The sequence below is a fragment of the Variovorax sp. GrIS 2.14 genome, from assembly GCF_046115955.1.
Lineage (GTDB): Bacteria > Pseudomonadota > Gammaproteobacteria > Burkholderiales > Burkholderiaceae_C > Variovorax.
Window position 1 is genome coordinate 542,171 of record NZ_JBJXIA010000001.1, and the last position, 16,325, is coordinate 558,495.

The window sequence follows — 16,325 nt, forward strand, 5'->3', positions numbered from 1 at the left end:
CATGCGCAGCAATGTCAAGTCTTCGGTTGCCGCGCTCACGCTCGGCGCCATCGGTGTCGTCTACGGCGACATCGGCACCTCTGTCCTGTATGCATTCAAGGAGGTTTTTGCGCACGGCCATGTTCCGCTGACGCGTGACAACGTTCTGGGCGTGCTGTCGATGTTTTTCTGGACATTGATGGTGGTGGTGTCCATCAAGTACGTCGCGCTCATCATGCGTGCCGATAACCACGGCGAGGGCGGGCTGATGGCGTTGCTCGCACTGGCTTCGCAATCGGTGAAAGACAGGGAACGGCTGCGTGGGGCGTTGCTCTTGATCGGGGTGTTCGGTGTCGCGCTTTTTTTTGGCGATGGCGTGATCACTCCGGCGATCTCGGTGCTGTCGGCGGTCGAAGGGCTGGAGATCATCACACCCGCAGCTAAACCGTACGTCGTCCCCATCTCTCTCGTGGTGCTCACGGTGCTGTTCATGGCACAGAGACATGGAACCAGCGACCTCGGGCGCTTTTTTGGGCCCATTACGATCTTGTGGTTTCTCGCCATTGCGGCCACCGGCGCAGCGCAAATCATTCGTGAGCCGGCGGTGCTCGCAGCGATCTGGCCCGGTCATGGTGTCCGCTTCGCCTTGGCAAATCACTCTATGGCGTTCATCACGCTCGGCGCAGTATTTTTGTGCGTCACCGGGGCGGAGGCGCTCTATGCCGACATGGGTCACTTCGGAAAATTCCCGATCCGGCTGGCCTGGTTCGCGCTCGTGATGCCGGCATTGGTGATCAACTATTTCGGGCAAGGCGCGCTCGTGATGCTGGACCCCAAGGCGGCTGAGAATCCGTTTTTCCTGATGACGCCTGAGTGGGCGTTGGTTCCCATGGTCGTTTTGGCGACTGCCGCCACGGTCATCGCTTCGCAAGCACTGATATCGGGCGCTTTTTCGGCCACCAAGCAGACGATCCAGCTCGGCTTCCTGCCCCGACTCACCATCCTGCACACGTCCGTGCGAGAAACCGGCCAGATTTATATCCCAGCCGTCAACTGGGCGCTGTATGCCGGCGTGGTGCTGGCTGTGAGCCTGTTCGGCTCGTCGTCTGCGCTCGCTGCGGCTTACGGTATTTCAGTCAGCCTCGTGATGGTGATCACGACTGCACTGACCTTCTTCGTGATCCGATACGGCTGGGGCTACCCCCTGTGGTTGTGCGTCCTGACCACAGGCTTCTTCTTCGCGGTCGACCTCGTCTTCGTTGCCTCGAATTCGCTCAAGATCATGCAGGGCGGCTGGTTTCCACTGGTGATGGCGGCCGTCCTGTGCGTCGTACTGACCACGTGGAAAGAAGGCCGGCGCCTCATGGGCGTAGCGCAGCGCAAAGATGCCCTCGAGCTCAAATCCTTTCTGGCTTCGGTGTTTTTGAACCGGCCGACGCGGGTCGAGGGGACGGCGGTGTTTCTCACTGCAGACCCGGGAGTCGTGCCCAACGCGCTCCTGCACAACCTGAAGCACAACAAGGTGTTGCACGAGCAGAACCTGTTCGTCACGGTGCGCAACCACGAGGTGCCGTGGATACCGATGGACAAGCGCATCGAGATGGAGGCGCTAGGGCATCACTGCTGGCAAGTCATCGTGCATTACGGCTTCAAGAACGACGTCGACCTGCCGCGTGCGCTCCAGCAGGCGCGCATGCGGGGCTGCCAGCTAGAGCCTATGGCGACGAGTTACTTTCTGTCGCGCGACGTGGTCATTCCCACCCTCGGCGGCGGCATGTCGCCGTGGCGCGAAAAGCTGTTCGCGCAGATGCACCACAACGCGAGTGGCGCGGCCGATTTTCTGGGTCTGCCCAACAATGCGGTGGTGGAGCTCGGCTCCAAGATTGAGATTTGAAAGCGCGTAGAAACCTTGCACGCAGTGGGTGTAGCACTTTGTAAGTATTGTGTAAATGTGCACTAAAGTCCGTTTGCCGACTTCTTAGTTTCGTTCCAGCGTCGGCTCACAGGTGAGGCGACTTTTGGCAACCAGTACGTCGGCTTTTGGGGTTCTGCGGCTAAGCCGCGGCGCGTTGGCTTTGGCTTTCGTCACCCTCGTCACGGCTTGCGGTGGTGGAAGCAGCGGCACAGGTGTCTCGGCTCCCAGCACTGTTTCCGTTGCCGAGTCCGGCACCGCCGTTGGCACAGCGACCAGCACGGGCGCTGGCATCAGCGTCGCGCCCGCCTCGTTCAGTTTGCAGGCTGCCTCGAAACCGGCGTCCGCCACGACGACCTCAGACGGTCCCATCGTCGCGCTTACACGCACTGCCGACATGCCGCAAGACGCTTCACCTGTGCGCAGGCGCACGCCTGGCGTCTCCGGGTCGCTCGCGTACGTGAACCTCGACGGCTTGAACGCCGAGAAAAGAGGTGTTGTCGCGCGAAAGACCCGAGTCGTTGCGAACGAATCCGCAGCCATACCCACGCAAGTCGGCCTGGGTCGCAACATCGATGCCACCGCTACGGAGGCCGCCACCGCGCAGGTCCTGGTGTGGAACGACTCTCCGGGAAAAGGGCGCATCGCCGCCATCCACTTCGCGACGCCTGACGCCAAGGGCGTGCGGCTCGGCGTGCGAATCACCAGTCTGCCGCTGGGCACGATGTTGCGGTTCTATGTCGCCGGCGGTAAGACAATGATCGAGGTCTCGGCGCAGCAGCTGCTCGCGTCGATTCAGCGCAGCCTCGATGCCGGCGAAACAGGTGAGGCTGCACACACGTATTGGTCACCCGACCTGGGTGGCGAAGAAATTACACTGGAGATCGAGGTGCCACCCGGCACTGACACGGCGCTGGTGCAGATGGCCATCCCGCGCCTGACCCACATGTTTGTCCAGGCCGATGCCCTGAGTGCCACCGGCGCGCTCGGCAATGCGGCGGCTTGCACGCTCGACGTCAGTTGCACCCATGCCTACGACACCGAGAGCAAGTCGGTAGCTCGCATGACCTTCGTGAAAGACGGCGACGGCTACGCCTGCACCGGCACCTTGCTGAACGACAAGGCTTCGTCCGGCACGCCGTATTTTCTGAGTGCGTACCACTGCATCTCGACGCAAGCAGAAGCGTCGAGTCTCGTGACTGACTGGTTCTTTCATTCGTCGCAGTGCGGCAACGGCGTGCTGAGCGACGCCACCCGAACTGTCTACGGTGGCGCCACGCTGCTGCTCGCCAACGCCAACGCCGACACCGACACGTCTTTCATGTCGCTTGCCGGCACGCCACCGCCAGGCGCGGTGTATGCCGCATGGATTGCGACGCCGCCGCCGATCGGCAACGACGCCTTTGGGCTTCACCATCCACTTGCCGATCTGCAGAAGTACAGCACCGGCAAGGTGATCGACTACTTCTCGTGCATCGCACACACCACCGACGGCAACTGCACCTTTGCCACCGCTACGCCTTCAACGGCGCGCTTCATCGAAGTGATGCTGGGCCAAGGCCCGGTGCAGCCAGGCAGCAGCGGATCGCCACTGTTCACGACATCGAACGGCACGAGCGTGCTGGTGGGTCAGTTGTTCGGCGGGGCGGCTTCATGCACCAATGCGATCGCGGTGTACGGGCGCTTCGATGTCGCCTACAACGCGGGCATGTCGCAGTGGCTCAATGCGCCGGCGCACCCGCGCATCCCGATCTATCGGTTCTATAACACCGACACCTCTACGCATTTCTACACAGCCAGCGCGACCGAGCGCGACACCGTGCGCAACACCACGCCGAAGTACAGCTACGAGGGAATCGCGTTCTATGCTTATTCCGACGGCAGTACCGGAGCGACGGCGCTCGAGCGCTTCTACAACTCGAAGACCGGAGCGCACTTTTACACCATCAGTGCAGACGAAGCCCAGAACGTGAAAGCCAACAGTCCGGCTTTTGCTTACGAGGGAAAGAGCTGGTTTGCCGACACAAACCCCACCACTGGAGCGACGGCGATGTATCGCTTTTTCAACACACGCACCGGCACGCACTTTTATACGATCAGTGCGGCCGAACGTGACTCCGTGCTTCAAAGTTCGCCGAACTATAACTATGAGGGCGTTGGCTATTACGCCTGGACCGCACTCTAGCCCTCCAGCCCCTCCACATGCCTCACGATAGCGCCAGGGGTCGTGAACCAGATCTCGCCGCGATCGCGCGCGGCAGCCAGCGCTTCCAGCGCCCGCCGCAAATGCCGCAGCCGATACGGCTGCCCGACGATGTAAGGGTGCAGCGCCACACCCATCACCAACGGCTGCGTGCGCGCCTGTTCGCGCATCTCGTCGAAGTTGTCGATCACCATCGTCGCGAAGTCTTTCGCGTCCATCTGGCGCGCGATGATCATCGGGATGTCGTTGAGTTCTTGCGGGTACGGCACGGCCCACAACGACTTGCCGCTGCGCGTGCGCATGCGTGTCGGCTGGTCGTCGTGGCACCAATTGAGCGTGTAGGTGTAGCCGGTCTCGACGAGCAAGTCCGGCGTCACCGCGCTCTCCGATATCCAGGGCGACAGCCAGCCCGCGGGCGTGATGCCGCTCTCGCCGGCGATGCGGTCGCGACAGCGTTCGAGCAATGCGCGCTCACCGGCTTCGCTGTAATCGCCTTGTCGCTCCGCATTGCTGTGGCCGTGGCCGATGAGCTCGTCGCCGCGCAGCTGCACCGCGCGCAGCAGTTCGGGGCAGTGGTCGTACAGCGCGGTGTTGATCAAGGCGCCGGTGGGCAGGCCGAGCGAGTCGAAGAGTTCGAGGCAGCGCCACGCACCGACGCGGTTGCCGTATTCGCGCCATCCGTGATTGAGCACATCGGGCTCCGGTGACGGCGGTCCGATGCGGGCGCCCAGGCCATCACCAAAAGCGAAGTGCTCGAGGTTGAAGCCGAGGTAAACGGCGAGCCCGGCGCCGTTCGGCCAGCGGTAGTCGGGCCGCCGGGTGATCGGCGAATAGTCGAAGCGGTCGTGCGAGGGAAGCCTGTCGGGCCAGCGTGCGGTCATGCGGCGAGTTTGCAAGAGGCGGGCCACCTCCGCAAGGCAGGCCATGAACGCCGGGCACAATTCGCCAATGCGTTTTTTCAAGGACTTGAGCCTGTCGGCTTTCACGGCCGGCTTCGTCGCGGTGCTGGTCGGCTTCACCAGTTCCGTGGCCATCGTGTTCCAGGCCGCACAGGCCTTCGGCGCCACGCCCGCGATGATCACCTCGTGGATGTGGGCGCTGGGGCTCGGCATGGGCCTGTGCTCCGCGGTGCCTTCGTTGTATTGGCGCAAGCCGGTCATGATTGCGTGGAGTACGCCGGGCGCGGCGGTGCTGGCGGTGGCCGGCGTGGGCTACGGCATGAACGAGGCGGTCGGCGCCTTTATCGTCTGCGCGGCGCTCATTACGCTGGCCGGCGCGACCGGCTGGTTCGAGCGCGTGATGAACAAGATCCCGATGGCGATCGCCTCGGCGCTGCTCGCGGGTGTGCTGGCGCGCTTCGGCTTGCAGGCCTTCCTTGCGGCGCAGACCGCGCTGCCGCTCGTCTTGCTGATGCTGGCCGCCTACCTGCTGGCCAAGCGCTTCATGCCGCGCTATGCCGTGCCGCTGACGCTGCTCGTCGGCGTCGTCTATGCGGCGTCGCGCGGCCAGTTGGCCTGGTCGGCGGTGCACTTCGATATGGCCCTGCCGATCTTCACGATGCCGGTGTTTACCTGGCGCGCCGCGGTGAGCCTGGCGCTGCCCTTGTTCGTCGTCACGATGGCCTCGCAGAACCTGCCCGGCGTCGCGGCGATTCGTGCGGCCGGCTACGACCTGCCGATCAGCAAGCTCATCACGATCACCGGAGTCGCCACGCTGGTGCTCGCGCCGTTCGGCGGCTATGCGCTCAACCTTAGCGCCATCACCGCGGCCATTTGCATGGGGCCTGAGGCGCACGACGACCCGAAGCGGCGCTATACGGCGGCAGTGAGCTGCGGTGCGATTTACGTCGTGATCGGGCTCTTCGGTGCGGCGGTGGTCGGCGTGCTGACCGCGTTTCCGAAAGAGCTGGTCGCTGCCATCGCCGGGCTCGCATTGCTCGGCACCATCGGCGGCGGACTTGCCGCGGCGGTGCGCGACGAGTCGCATCGCGAGGCAGCGCTCATCACCTTTCTTGTCACGTTGTCGGGCGTCTCCGTGGCCGCCATCGGCTCGGCTTTCTGGGGTGTAGTGGCCGGCGCCATTGCGCTGGCCGTGCAGCAACTCGGCCGGCGCAATCGTTACGACTCCGCTCAAAGCATCCACGGCGCCGACCCGACAAAAACCTCCGTCGGCAAGGCCATCGCACCCGGCGGCAAGATCGTGCCCAATGAACAGCAGGCGACTCGCAACGCGGCCGCCGGAAAGACCTTCTGATGCACAACATTCTCTTCGTCGCCGATCCGCTCGACGAATTCAAGATCTACAAGGACACCACTTTTTCGATGATGCGCGAGGCGCAACGGCGCGGACATCGCATAGCGGCGTGCCTGCCGCAAGACCTGCAATGGAAATCAGGTGGCGTGGTTACCGCCAACGTTCAGCAGATCACCCTCACCGGCGACGCCAAGGACTGGTATCGCGAAGACATCATCGAGACCAAGGCGCTCAAGGATTTCGACATCGTGGTGATGCGCAAAGATCCACCATTCGATGCCGAGTACATCTACGCGACGCACCTGCTCGAGCAGGCCGAGCGTGAAGGCGCGCATGTGGTCAACACGCCGCGCGCGTTGCGCGACCACCCCGAAAAGCTCGCGATCATGGAGTTCCCGCAGTTCGTGACGCCGACGTTGGTCACGCGCAGTGCCGAGTCGGTGCGCGACTTTCATGCGGAGCACGGCGACATCATCCTGAAGCCGCTCGACGGCATGGGCGGCATGGGCATCTTCCGCGTGCGGCAAGACGCGATGAACCTCGGCTCCATCGTCGAGACGCTGAACAAGGGCGGTGCCGAGACGATCATGGTCCAGCGCTTCGTGCCCGAGATCACGCAGGGCGACAAGCGCATCCTGATCATCGCGGGCAAGCCGGCGCCCTTCGTGCTGGCGCGCATCCCGCAGGGCACCGAGGTGCGCGGCAATCTGGCGGCCGGCGGCAAGGGCGTGGCGCAGCCACTGACCGCGCGCAATCGAGAGATCGCAGAAGTCGTTGGCCGCACGCTCGCACCACGCGGTCTGCTCTTGATCGGGCTCGACGTGATCGGCGATTCGGTCACCGAGATCAACGTCACCAGCCCGACCTGCTTTCAGGAAATCACCGAACAAACCGGCTTCGACGTGCCGGCGATGTTCATCGATGCGCTGGAAGAATCAGTCGGCATCAAACGCAACTAGGCGCTGCTGGGAGCCACCGAGCCTCGGGGTCCGGTCTGTCGCGCACGCCGCTTGCGCGCCCATATCACGATGCCGGTGATCGACAGCATGGCGACACCGAGGCCCATCGCCGACATCATGATGCGGCCCGGCAAGCCGAGGATGCGGCCGGAGTGCATCGGGAACTGCAGCTGCACGAACACGTCTGCAGCGGTGCCTTTCCATGGCACGTTCTGGCTCAACAGGCGACCGTCCATACCGTCGATGTAGAGGTTGCTCAGACCCATGCCGCCTTGTCCGTTTTCAGCGCCGGGCTTGAAGAACGACACGTTGTAGAAGCCGTAGCGTGCCTCGTAGTAGATGCCTCCCGGAGGCGTCGTCCAGCCTTGTCGCCGTGCCTCGGCCTCGGCGATGTCCACGACCTGTGCGAAACCCAGTGACGGCGTGATGGTGGTACCGAGCGGTGCCATGGTTCGCGTCTCGTAGGGACCGGGTGTCGTCTTCGACACCAGCGACAGCACGGGATAGAAGACTTCGCGGTACAGGTTGAGTGAAAACGAAGTGAAGGCGATCACGATGATGAACACCCAGGCCCAAAGCCCGCCCGCGCGGTGCAGATCGAAGTTGAGCCTGTAGCCACCGGCGCGCCACCGGATGGCCCATGCCGGTTGCCAGCGGCCCAGCCAGGTCGTCGGCTTGCGATGACGCGCCGCGTGCTTCGGCGCGTCGCGCGGCATCTTCAGGCGACGCGGCGTGGTGATGTAGAGCGCCACGCAGCTGTCGATCAGCCACACCAGCGCCACCGTCCCCATGATCCAGTAGCCAATGCGATCGGTGCCCCAGATCGCGGGGATGTGCAGGCTGTAGTGCACCGTGCGCAGAAAGGGAATGAGGCTTTCGCGCGAGAGCGAAACGGCGGTCGAGTCGCGCCGGCCGACGACGTGTCCCGTGACCGGGTCGACGAAGACCTGGTTGCAGCCGAGCGAATAGGGCTGTCGCGTGGCAGCGTCGGTGCGTGGCTCGACGAAGAAGGCAGCGTTATGGCCTGCTTCGAGTCCGAGCGAAACGTAGCTGACTTTGGCGCGCGGATCGGCTGCTTCCACCGCCGCGGCCATTGCCATCGGGTCCTTGAAGGGTCCGCGGCTATCGGTGTCGTAGAGCGCGCTGTTGAGCCACTCGTCGAGTTCGTGATCCCATGACGTGACCGCGCCTGTGAGGCCGGAGACGATCAGAAAGAGCGCGACCGTGAGGCCCAGCCAGCGGTGAGTGACGGTAAAAAACGCGCGCACGGATCAGGCGTGTCCTTAGAAGTTGACCGTGCCGGTCATGACGAACGTGCGTGGCTGGCCCAAGACGAGGTAGTTCGCGCCGGGATAGCCACCAGCCGATGCCCAATATGACTTGTTGAGCACGTTGTCCACACGTCCCCGGATCGTGAGCAATCGCCCGTTGCCGATGTCCACGAGATAGCGCGCACCGAGGTCCAGACGAGTCCATGACGGCAGCACTTGCGTGTTGGCAGCATCGGCGTACTGCTTGCCGGTCTGCAGCACGCGTGCATTGACCGAAAAGCCGTTGATGCCCGGCACGTCCCACTCGGCGCCCAAATTGATCTGGTGCTTCGGCACGCCGATCACCTCGTTGCCGTTGTTCGACGCGATTGCTCTGCGGCGCTGCTCTGCGTCGAGCAATGTGATGCCGCCCAGCAGGCGCAGGCCCTTCGTCGGTTCGCCGAACACCGACAGTTCGACGCCGCGGTTGCGCTGCTCGCCATACGAGCCATAGGTCCCGTTCTGCAGGTAAGCGCTCGGCTTGCTCGTGCTGAAAAGTGCGACGCTGGCACCGATGTTGCCGCCGTCGTACTTGGCGCCGATTTCCTTTTGCTTCGACACATACGGTGCAAAGACCTGCCCCGCGTTAGTGACGCGCTGCCCGGTCGACGTGGTGGTCGGGGCGACGTCGCCCTTGATCAGGCCTTCGATGTAGTTGGCGTAGAGCGAAAGGCTTTTCAGCGGCTTGAAGACGAAGCCGACCACGGGGGTCGTCTTGCTCTGGTCGTAGCCGTCGAGTCGCGAGCCTTTGTTGTAGTCGTACGTCGTGTCCTTGATCTTCTGGCGACGCGCACCGACGGTGAGCAGGACAGTGTCTTGCGCAAAAGACATGGTGTCGGCAACGGCGAAGCTCGACGTGTCGGTCGATTCGGTCAGGCCCGGATTGCTCAGCACGCCGCCGGTGAAGAAGGTCGCCGCCGGCGCGAACACCGCGGTCGGCCGGTAGATGTTGCTGTCGATTCCACTGAAGCCTGACAGCGCATAGGCATTGCGTGAGTCGGAACTCAAGGCCGCCGCGGAAGCCACCACCGTATGGCCGATGCTCCCGGTCTGGAACTTGCTGCGGATACCGATTTCGCCGGTGTTGACCTTGTCCTTGCGGGCGTTGTCGAAACGGTAGCCCGACGTATCGCCGAGCGCATCGATGATGCTCATTGGCGTGAGCGAATTGTCTTCGGTGCTGCGGCGCGTGCCGACCGCGGCCCAGGCCGTGACGTTCGAAGAAAGATCGACCTCGCCGCGCACCGTGCCGAATACCTCCCGGCTGTTCGAATAAGTCCAGGGCTGCGCGAAGTTGTTCTTCGCATCCGGTGCTTCGGGGATCGGCAGGTTGGAGGCCGGCGTCACGCTCGGGCGAGGCGACTTCAGCTTGTCGTTCTGGTAGCCGACGTCGGCCGACAGGCGCACGTTGCTGCTGTGCCAGTCGAGGCCGAGGCTGAGTGCGCTCAGCTGATGCTTTTCACGGTCGACGCCGTGGTCACCGCCATCGCGACGCGCCGCGTTCAGGCGAATGCCAGTTGCCTGGTCAGGGCCGAAGCGCCGGGCAATGTCTGCCGCCACGTAACCCTGCCCGCCGCTTTGCACGCCGACGGAAACCTCGCTCAGCGGCTCGTTCGGCGCCCGCTTGGGGAGTACGTTGATCAGCCCGCCGATGCCACCGCCGCCGACCGAACCCGCGCCTGCGCCGCTCAGAAACGCGTTGGCGCCGCGAAATACCTCGACGCGCTCGACGAATTCGGCTGCCATGTACTGACGCGGCACCAAGCCAAAGAGGCCGTTGTACGACACGTCGTCGGAGAACACCGGAAAGCCGCGAATGAAGTACGCCTGCTGGAAGTTGCCGAAGCCGCGCGCGGAGCGCACGGAGGCGTCGTTCAACAACACGTCGCCGATACTTTGCGCTTGCTGATTCGCGATCAGTTGCTGGGTGTAGGTCGTCGTGTTGAACGGCGTGTCCATCATGTCTTGCGCGCCCAGCACGCCGATGCGGCTGCCGCGTGCGACTTCGCCCCCGGCGAAGGGCTTGCTCAAGCCTTCGGCCGATGCGTCGGCACTGGCCTCAACCTTGATCGTCTCCAGCGTTTGCGGGGCAGCCGGCTGAGCCTGCGCAGCGGCGCTCAGGGCATGGATTGCCAGGGCACTGGCGATTGCGACAGCGCGCAGGGGAAAACGGGCGGGAGCCATGTGAGGTTCTGTTGTTGCAAATGAGAACCGTTATTGTTCACGGAAAACGTACCTCTCGCGGTACTTTCATGCAGATTTGCTGTGAACGCCACACCCGCCGGGTGCAATTCCGGATCGCTGCACGCCAGTGACTCGCCGATAACTCGCAGTCGACTATCCGCTTTGCGCCTGCCCGTCGACGAACACCTTGAGTTCCCCCGGGGCGAAAGCGGTCCACGCTTCGTTGGTCGTCAGTGGCGCCGTGACGACGATCGCCACCCGATCGGTCGGCGTGGTGTGCGCCGCGAAGTCGATCGCCAGATCGTCGTCCGACAACTGCGCCGAAACGAACGGATGCCGGCGTTCGATGTACCAAAGGTTGGTCGACGCGTGCGCCCACAACGCCTGCCCGTTCGACAGCATGAAGTTGAAGGTGCCGTGCTTCGCCAATTGCGGCGCCAGCTCACGCAGCGTGAGCGTGAGCTCGTCGACGCTCGGCACACCGGCGTGCGACTTGGCCAGCTCCTGCATCAGCCAGCAGAACGCGTGCTCGCTGTCGGTGCTGCCGACCGGATGAAAGGCGCCGTGCAGCCGCGGTTTGAAATTCTTGAGGTCGCCGTTGTGCGCGAACACCCAGTAGCGGCCCCACAACTCGCGCACGAAGGGATGGCAATTCTGCAGATTGATGGCGCCCTGCGTCGCCTTGCGAATGTGCGAGACGACGTTCTGGCTCTTGATCGGATAGCGGCGAATCAGCTCGGCTACCGGTGAATCGCAGGCCGGTTGATGGTCGACGAAGTGGCGCAGCCCGCGATCCTCGAAGAACGCGATGCCCCAACCGTCGGCGTGATGGTCGGTGCGGCCACCGCGCTGCGCGAACCCCGCGAAGCTGAACGTCACGTCCGTGGGGGTGTTGCAGTTCATCCCGAGCAATTGGCACATGGCTGCATTAAACCGTTGTCGGCAGCGGCTTCTTCTGGCGCAACTGCAGCGCCGCCAGGATGGCCAGTGCGCACAGCCCTGCAAGCATGGCAAAGGCCTCGTCGAAAGCCGCTATCCGCGCCACGCTGGTGGTCGGGTTGATGAGCGAGTCGCCGTGCACCGAGAGCCGCCACTCGAGCACGATGGCGCACAGGCTCACGCCGGTCGCGCCGCCCAGCATCCGCAAAAAGCTGATGGCGCTCGCGCCCTGCGGAATCAGCGGCTTGGCCAGCGGCCGCATCGATCCGATGTTGAGCGACGGCAGGATAAAGCCGAGGCCGATGCGCCCGATGGTCGCGAAGATCACCAGCAGCCAGATGCCGCTGTCGAGCCTGAGCACAATCATCAGCGCGAACGAAAGCGCCAGCAACGCCAGCCCGATGCTCACCAACATCCACGTCGGCTGGCGGTCGGCCAGGCGCCCGACCAGCGCGATGGTGATGGCCAGCACGATGCCGGCCGGCAGCATGATCGTGCCCACATGCGAGGCCGACAGCTGCAGTCCGAGCTGCATATAGACCGGCAGCAGGTAGGTCGAGCCGAACAGCGCCGTGCCGTAGATGAAGGCCACCACGCTGCCCATCGCGAACTGTCGGTACTTGAAGAGCGCCAGGTTCATCAGCGGCTCGCGACCCGAGGCCGACATCCGCTTTTGCCACCAGAGGAACGCCACAAACGCGAGAACGGCGCCGGCCAGCAGCAGCGTTGCGTGCAACGGCGAATCACCGCGCAGCGCGACCAGCCCGTTCAGCAGGCACAGCGTGCCGATCGTGCCCAGGCCGAGCCCACGCCAGTCGAGGTTGCCGGCGCGCGCAGCGACCACGCCGCCCGGCGCGGTGGTCGGCACGAAGCGGTACGCCAGCGCGATCGACGCGATGCAGAACGGCACCACCATGAAGAAGATCGAGCGCCAGCCGAACAGGTCGACTAGCACGCCGCCGATGCTCGGACCGATCGCCGGCGCCAGCACCACGCCCATGCCGAAGAGGCCGCTCGCGCGCCCTTGCTCGTGTGGCTCGAAGGCGCGCAGGATGATGATGGCGGGGATCGGCTGCACCACGCCAGCGGCCAATCCTTCGACCACCCGCGCGACCAGCACCAAAGAGAAGTTGTTCGACAAACCGCCGGCCAGCCCGCCCAGCAAAAGCAGCACCATCGTGCCGACGTAGGTCGCGCGATAGCCATAGCGACCGAGCAGCCACGGCGTGGTCAGCATCGATACCGTCATCGCGACCATGAAGCCGGAACTCACCCACTGCGCTCGCTCCTGCCCGAGCGAAAAGTAATGGCTCATGCCCGGAATGGCCACGTTGACGATGGTCGACGACATGATCGACGCCATCGTGCCCACCATCACCGACAGCAGCAGGTACCAACGGTAGCGATCGCCGTACCGGTCGCGCAAGCTGTGGATCGAAGGCGCCGCAGAATTCGGTGGCGAGTCGGCGGGCGGGCGGTCGGGGATCTGTGGAATCTTGGGGTCGGTCATTGGCGCGCGGATGGCCGCGGGGGTTCGGCCGTCCTACAAGGATATCGGCGTTTGAGCGCGTGTGCTCTCGCGCCCGGTGACTTCACAATGACGCCATGGAACAGACCTTCCAATCGCAATCCGTCGGCACCGCGCCCGAGCAGTCGGACCACTCGCTCGCCGCCGACCTCAAGGCGCCGACACTGAGCCGCGCCTACCAGTGTCAATGCGGCCACCCGATTTTTCTCGGCAACAGCGAATGCCTGGCCTGCCACACGCCGCTTGGTTATGTCGTCGAGAGCCTGGGAGTCGTGCCGCTCGCACCCGCGACGTTCCAGGGCGCCGAGGCCGATACCTACACCGTGTTCGGCGATACCAACGGCAAGGCCTACCGGCGCTGTACCAATCTGATGACCGCATCCAGTTGCAACTGGATGGTGCCTTCACCGCGTGAGGGCGACGACGCCAGCTTCAACACGATCGGCCTCGCTCCCGGCTACTGTCTGTCGTGCAGTGTGACGCGGACGATTCCCGATCTCTCCGTCCAAACCAACGGCGTACTGTGGCGCAAGTTGGAGCAATCGAAGCGCCGCCTCGTCTCGCAATTGCTCGCGCTCGGACTGCCGGTCGTGAGCCGGCACGCCGACCCGGTGCATGGGCTGGCCTTCGACTTCTTGAGCAACATGCCCGGCGGCCCGCACGTGCTGACGGGCCACGAAGCCGGCGTGATCACGCTGAATGCCGAAGAAGCAGAAGACGCGGTGCGGGAGCGCATCCGCGCCGAAATGCGCGAGCCATATCGCACTTTGCTCGGGCACTTTCGCCACGAGATCGGTCACTACTACTGGGACTTGCTCGTCTACCCGACTAACTGGCTTGAGCAGTTTCGTGCGCTCTTCGGCGATGAACGCGCCGACTACGCTACCTCCCTGAAAACGCACTACGAGCAAGGGCCGGTGCTCGACTGGCGCAATCGCTACGTGACCAGCTACGCCAGCTCGCATGCGTGGGAAGACTGGGCCGAGACCTGGGCGCATTACCTGCACATGGCCGATACGGCCGACACCGCCATGAGCTTCGGAGTCGACGAGACACGCGCGGAACTTGCCAGCGATTTATTCGAGCCCGCCGACCTGTGGCAGCCCGACCATCCGGACGCGATGAAGTTTCTCGACTTCCTGAACGGCTGGGTGCGCCTGACCAACGTGCTCAACGAGTTGTCGCGCAGCATGGGCCAACCCGACTACTACCCGTTCGTGCTGCCACGCGCGGCGGTTGGCAAGCTGCAGTTCATCCACCAGGTCATCACCGACCAGCGCCATCGCATCGGCGCACCTTCTCCCGCGCCGGAAGCGATGAGCGATCCCGTCCCCGTGCCCCCGACGGCGGGTTCGACGACGTCGCTGCAAGGTTCGCAAGCTTTGCAGCAGCCGCCGACGCGATCGACACCGCTGCAGATGCGCCAGCCCGTGCAGCAGGCACAGGGCTACGCATACGACCACGGGTTTTTCTCGCGGCGTTGAGGCCGCGCGAGCATGGGTCTGCTTGTCAGCGGGGCGTGGCAGCTGCGCAGCGGGCACAGATACATGAAGCGCCGCGCGCCGCTTCGGGCACCTTGGAAAGCAATGCCGCGCTGAAGTCGGCCTGCATGCACCAGCACTCGCTTTGCAGTGTGCCGGTTTCGCGCGCCAACTCGACTGCACAGCGATTCGCTTCGCCGCAGATCGGACAGTGAGTGGCGTCGATCACGCCGATGATCTCGCCATCGTTCATGGCCGACCAGCCGCCGATATCGCCATGATCAAGCCACCTCGAAGGCGGGTAGCTTTTTCGGCACCGCCACATTGCGCAGCGTCACGTACACCGGCAAGCCATCGCGGTACGCCGGATAGTCTTCGCCCTGAATCAACGGCATCAGATACCGTCGGCAAGCTTCGGTGATGCCGAAGCCATCGGCCGTGATGAAGTCGCGCGGCATGAACTTCTCGGTGTTGGCCACCGCTGCGAGCGGTGCACTGCCGATGCGATATGTGTAGGGCAAATCGCTGGTGCGCTCGATCGTCGGCATCACTGCATTGCGACCTTCGATGGCGAGTTCGACGGCGCGTTGGCCGAGTTCGTATGCCTGTCTCACATCGGTCGCCGAAGCGATGTGTCGCGCCGAGCGTTGCAGGTAGTCGGCCACCGCCCAATGGAACTTGTGGCCGAGCGCTTCCTTGACCATGTTGGCAACGACCGGCGCCGCGCCGCCGAGCTGCGCATGACCGAACGCATCGCGCGTGCCCTGTTCCGCCAGGAAGCTGCCGTCGGCGCGATGACAGCCTTCGGACACGACCACGGTGCAGTAGCCATGCTGCTTCACCAGCGCATCGACGCGCGTCAGGAACGCCGCCTGGTCGAACTCGATCTCGGGGAACAGGATCACGACCGGGATGCCGTGGTCGGTCACCAGCCCGCCCGCCGCGGCAATCCATCCGGCGTGCCGTCCCATCACTTCGAGCACGAAGACCTTGGTCGATGTCGCGGCCATGGAGCGCACGTCGAGTGACGCTTCAAGGGTGGAGATCGCGACGTACTTGGCGACGGAGCCGAAGCCCGGACAGCAGTCGGTCAACGGCAGGTCGTTGTCGATGGTCTTCGGCACATGGATCGCCTGCAGGGGATAGCCGAGCGACTGCGACAACTGGCTCACCTTGAAGCAGGTGTCGGCCGAATCGCCGCCGCCGTTGTAGAAGAAATAACCGATGTCATGCGCCTTGAACACCTCGATCAGCCGCTCGTATTCGCGGCGGTTTTTCTCGAGCGACTTGAGCTTGTAGCGGCACGATCCGAAGGCCCCCGCCGGCGTGGTGCGCAACGCGGCGATGGCGTCGGCCGGCTCTGCGCTGGTGTCGATCAGGTCTTCGGTCAGTGCGCCGAGGATGCCGTTGCGCCCGGCATAGACGCGGCCGATTCGGTCCGGGTGGCGTCGTGCTGTTTCGATCACGCCGCAGGCCGATGCGTTGATGACCGAAGTGACGCCACCGGACTGCGCGTAGAAAGCATTGAGGACAGTCATGGTGCATTGTCCTGCAGCGGCCCCGAGAGGCCAAATCCG

General features: G+C 64.0%; 12 protein-coding genes. 5 read left to right on the forward strand and 7 right to left on the reverse strand.

All coding sequences use genetic code 11. The features are described from left to right. The first annotated feature begins 1 nt into the window (after position 1). Entirely contained in the window at positions 2 to 1,873 is a 1,872-nt protein-coding gene (locus RCH10_RS02540; protein ID WP_323497821.1) for a potassium transporter Kup, read from the forward strand. Positions 1,874 to 2,054: 181 nt separating this feature from the next. After that, positions 2,055 to 4,076, forward strand: coding sequence for a serine protease (locus RCH10_RS02545; RefSeq protein WP_409051141.1), 2,022 nt, complete (start codon positions 2,055 to 2,057; stop codon positions 4,074 to 4,076). Here the strand turns inward: RCH10_RS02545 and RCH10_RS02550 are convergent. After that, positions 4,073 to 4,975: a polysaccharide deacetylase family protein gene (locus RCH10_RS02550; protein WP_409051142.1), complete on the reverse strand. Its 903-nt coding sequence runs from the start codon at positions 4,973 to 4,975 to the stop codon at positions 4,073 to 4,075. The two genes, RCH10_RS02545 and RCH10_RS02550, sit on opposite strands and share 4 nt — an antisense overlap. Positions 4,976 to 5,042: 67 nt before the next feature. Between RCH10_RS02550 and RCH10_RS02555 the strand changes: the two genes are divergently transcribed. Both RCH10_RS02555 and gshB read left to right on the forward strand, forming a co-directional pair. After that, positions 5,043 to 6,347: a benzoate/H(+) symporter BenE family transporter gene (locus tag RCH10_RS02555; RefSeq protein ID WP_409051143.1), complete on the forward strand. Its 1,305-nt coding sequence runs from the start codon at positions 5,043 to 5,045 to the stop codon at positions 6,345 to 6,347. Then, positions 6,347 to 7,306, forward strand: coding sequence for a glutathione synthase (gene gshB / locus RCH10_RS02560; RefSeq protein WP_323500956.1), 960 nt, complete (start codon positions 6,347 to 6,349; stop codon positions 7,304 to 7,306). Before RCH10_RS02555 ends, gshB begins: the two co-directional genes overlap by 1 nt. On the opposite strand, the gene RCH10_RS02565 is transcribed toward gshB, so the two are convergent. The 4 genes from RCH10_RS02565 to RCH10_RS02580 all read right to left on the reverse strand — a co-directional run bounded on the left by RCH10_RS02565 (position 7,303) and on the right by RCH10_RS02580 (position 13,249). After that, a complete protein-coding gene (locus RCH10_RS02565) occupies positions 7,303 to 8,574 on the reverse strand; it encodes a PepSY-associated TM helix domain-containing protein (RefSeq protein WP_409051144.1) in 1,272 nt (423 codons plus the stop codon). The genes gshB and RCH10_RS02565 overlap by 4 nt on opposite strands. Positions 8,575 to 8,589: 15 nt before the next feature. Further along, positions 8,590 to 10,800: a TonB-dependent receptor gene (locus RCH10_RS02570; RefSeq protein ID WP_409051145.1), complete on the reverse strand. Its 2,211-nt coding sequence runs from the start codon at positions 10,798 to 10,800 to the stop codon at positions 8,590 to 8,592. A 153-nt stretch (positions 10,801 to 10,953) separates the two neighbouring features. Continuing rightward, on the reverse strand, positions 10,954 to 11,721 hold the full coding sequence (locus tag RCH10_RS02575) for a class II glutamine amidotransferase (protein ID WP_409051146.1): 768 nt from the start codon (positions 11,719 to 11,721) through the stop codon (positions 10,954 to 10,956). 7 nt (positions 11,722 to 11,728) lie between these two features. Beyond that, positions 11,729 to 13,249: a DHA2 family efflux MFS transporter permease subunit gene (locus RCH10_RS02580; protein ID WP_409051147.1), complete on the reverse strand. Its 1,521-nt coding sequence runs from the start codon at positions 13,247 to 13,249 to the stop codon at positions 11,729 to 11,731. 95 nt (positions 13,250 to 13,344) lie between these two features. On the opposite strand from RCH10_RS02580, the gene RCH10_RS02585 reads away from it, so the two are divergent. Continuing rightward, positions 13,345 to 14,751, forward strand: a complete 1,407-nt coding sequence (locus RCH10_RS02585; protein WP_409051148.1) for a putative zinc-binding metallopeptidase — start codon at positions 13,345 to 13,347, stop codon at positions 14,749 to 14,751. A 25-nt stretch (positions 14,752 to 14,776) separates the two neighbouring features. Here the strand turns inward: RCH10_RS02585 and RCH10_RS02590 are convergent, their stop codons facing one another. After that, positions 14,777 to 15,001: a cysteine-rich CWC family protein gene (locus RCH10_RS02590; protein ID WP_323497812.1), complete on the reverse strand. Its 225-nt coding sequence runs from the start codon at positions 14,999 to 15,001 to the stop codon at positions 14,777 to 14,779. 28 nt (positions 15,002 to 15,029) lie between these two features. Then, positions 15,030 to 16,286: a 6-phosphofructokinase gene (locus RCH10_RS02595; protein WP_409051149.1), complete on the reverse strand. Its 1,257-nt coding sequence runs from the start codon at positions 16,284 to 16,286 to the stop codon at positions 15,030 to 15,032. Between the last annotated feature and the right edge of the window lie 39 nt (positions 16,287 to 16,325).